Source organism: Burkholderia sp. IT-111MI5 (assembly GCF_949752865.1).
In the GTDB taxonomy this organism is placed as follows: Bacteria; Pseudomonadota; Gammaproteobacteria; order Burkholderiales; family Burkholderiaceae; genus Burkholderia; species Burkholderia pyrrocinia_C.
The window spans coordinates 1-3,192 of sequence record NZ_CATKIF010000034.1 but is presented as its reverse complement, the minus strand read 5'-3'; the positions used below and the strand labels follow the sequence as shown (position 1 = coordinate 3,192).

Below are 3,192 nucleotides of genomic sequence, written 5' to 3'. Positions count from 1 at the left end.
TCGGGCGGGGGTTTCTGGCTTAGGGAGCCTGACGATTACCTACTTTCACACGGGAATCCGCACTATCATCGGCGTAGAGTCGTTTCACGGTCCTGTTCGGGATGGGAAGGGGTGGGACCGACTCGCTATGGTCATCAGGCAAAGAGGGTTGTCGCGTTGCTTCGCAGCGCGACCAATCTTGGAAGAAGCAGTAATTTTGAGTTGTGTGTATCACACACGAGAATCCAACCAGTCTCTCGGATGGCGGCTCGTGCATCGCACGGCGCTCATCTACAAGGCAGACTTGTTATAGGATCAAGCCTTACGGGCAATTAGTATCAGTTAGCTGAACGCATTACTGCGCTTACACACCTGACCTATCAACGTCCTGGTCTCGAACGACCCTTCAAGGGGATCTAGTCCCCAGGGATATCTCATCTTAAGGCGAGTTTCCCGCTTAGATGCTTTCAGCGGTTATCTCTTCCGAACATAGCTACCCGGCGATGCCACTGGCGTGACAACCGGTACACCAGAGGTTCGTCCACTCCGGTCCTCTCGTACTAGGAGCAGCCCCCTTCAAATATCCAACGCCCACGGCAGATAGGGACCAAACTGTCTCACGACGTTTTAAACCCAGCTCACGTACCTCTTTAAATGGCGAACAGCCATACCCTTGGGACCGGCTACAGCCCCAGGATGAGATGAGCCGACATCGAGGTGCCAAACACCGCCGTCGATATGAACTCTTGGGCGGTATCAGCCTGTTATCCCCAGAGTACCTTTTATCCGTTGAGCGATGGCCCTTCCATACAGAACCACCGGATCACTATGACCTGCTTTCGCACCTGCTCGACTTGTCGGTCTCGCAGTTAAGCACGCTTATGCCATTGCACTATCAGCACGATTTCCGACCGTACCTAGCGTACCTTCGTACTCCTCCGTTACGCTTTGGGAGGAGACCGCCCCAGTCAAACTGCCTACCATGCACTGTCCCCGACCCGGATCACGGGCCAAGGTTAGAACCTCAAACAAACCAGGGTGGTATTTCAAGGACGGCTCCACCGAAACTAGCGTTCCGGTTTCATAGCCTCCCACCTATCCTACACAGATCGGTTCAAAGTCCAATGCAAAGCTACAGTAAAGGTTCATGGGGTCTTTCCGTCTAGCCGCGGGTAGATTGCATCATCACAAACACTTCAACTTCGCTGAGTCTCGGGAGGAGACAGTGTGGCCATCGTTACGCCATTCGTGCAGGTCGGAACTTACCCGACAAGGAATTTCGCTACCTTAGGACCGTTATAGTTACGGCCGCCGTTTACCGGGACTTCAATCAAGAGCTTGCACCCCATCATTTAATCTTCCGGCACCGGGCAGGCGTCACACCCTATACGTCCACTTTCGTGTTTGCAGAGTGCTGTGTTTTTATTAAACAGTCGCAGCCACCAGTTTATTGCAACCCCTTCACCCTCCTGGCGCAGGCCAGTCAAGCTACAAGGGCGTACCTTATCCCGAAGTTACGGTACCAATTTGCCGAGTTCCTTCTCCCGAGTTCTCTCAAGCGCCTTAGAATACTCATCTCGCCCACCTGTGTCGGTTTGCGGTACGGTCATCGTTAGACTGAAGCTTAGAGGCTTTTCTTGGAACCACTTCCAATTGCTTCGCTTCCTAAGAAGCTCGCGCCACACCCTTGAATTACGCGCCCGGATTTGCCTAAGCGCCTTCTCCAATGCAGCGACCGGGACTTCCAACACCCGGACAACCTTCCGCGATCCGTCCCCCCATCGCATCTAACAATGGTGCAGGAATATTGACCTGCTTCCCATCAGCTACGCATTTCTGCCTCGCCTTAGGGGCCGACTCACCCTACGCCGATGAACGTTGCGTAGGAAACCTTGGGCTTACGGCGAGGGGGCCTTTCACCCCCTTTATCGCTACTCATGTCAGCATTCGCACTTCCGATACCTCCAGCACGCTTTTCAACGCACCTTCGCAGGCTTACGGAACGCTCTCCTACCATGCGAGCAAAGCTCGCATCCGCAGCTTCGGTATATAGCTTAGCCCCGTTACATCTTCCGCGCAGGACGACTCGATCAGTGAGCTATTACGCTTTCTTTAAAGGGTGGCTGCTTCTAAGCCAACCTCCTGACTGTTTTAGCCTTCCCACTTCGTTTCCCACTTAGCTATATTTGGGGACCTTAGCTGGCGGTCTGGGTTGTTTCCCTCTTGACACCGGACGTTAGCACCCGATGTCTGTCTCCCGTGATTGCACTCTTCGGTATTCGGAGTTTGCTATGGCGGGGTAATCTGCAATAGACCCCCCAACCATGACAGTGCTCTACCCCCGAAGGTGAGACACGAGGCACTACCTAAATAGTTTTCGGAGAGAACCAGCTATTTCCAAGTTTGTTTAGCCTTTCACCCCTATCCACAGCTCATCCCCTAACTTTTCAACGTTAGTGGGTTCGGACCTCCAGTACGTGTTACCGCACCTTCATCCTGGCCATGGATAGATCACTTGGTTTCGGGTCTACGCCCAGCAACTGAACGCCCTATTCGGACTCGCTTTCGCTACGCCTGCCCTATACGGTTAAGCTTGCTACTGAACGTAAGTCGCTGACCCATTATACAAAAGGTACGCCGTCACCCCTTACGAGGCTCCGACTGTTTGTATGCATGCGGTTTCAGGATCTATTTCACTCCCCTCCCGGGGTTCTTTTCGCCTTTCCCTCACGGTACTGGTTCACTATCGGTCGATCACGAGTATTTAGCCTTGGAGGATGGTCCCCCCATCTTCAGACAGGATTTCACGTGTCCCGCCCTACTTGTCGCACACCTAGTTCTTTCATACTGTTTTCGCCTACAGGGCTATCACCTGCTATGGCCGCACTTTCCAGAGCGTTCGGCTAACAATACAAATAAAGAGTGCAAGGCTCATCCCATTTCGCTCGCCACTACTTTGGGAATCTCGGTTGATTTCTTTTCCTGCGGTTACTTAGATGTTTCAGTTCACCGCGTTCGCTTCTCATGGCCTATGTATTCAGCCATGGATACTCCAAAAGGAGTGGGTTTCCCCATTCGGACATCCCCGGATCAAAGCTTGTTTGCCAGCTCCCCGGGGCTTTTCGCAGGCTACCGCGTCCTTCATCGCCTGTGATCGCCAAGGCATCCACCACATGCACTTGTTCGCTTGACCCTATAACGAGTCTGTCTCGT

At 53.1% G+C, this 3,192-nt stretch carries 2 rRNA genes; both read right to left on the bottom strand.

The features are described from left to right. Positions 1-26: 26 nt before the first annotated feature. Positions 27-139: ribosomal RNA gene (gene rrf, locus ACM6JT_RS24600) — 5S ribosomal RNA — on the bottom strand. A 151-nt stretch (positions 140-290) separates the two neighbouring features. Beyond that, positions 291-3,172: ribosomal RNA gene (locus ACM6JT_RS24595) — 23S ribosomal RNA — on the bottom strand. Positions 3,173-3,192 lie beyond the last annotated feature (20 nt).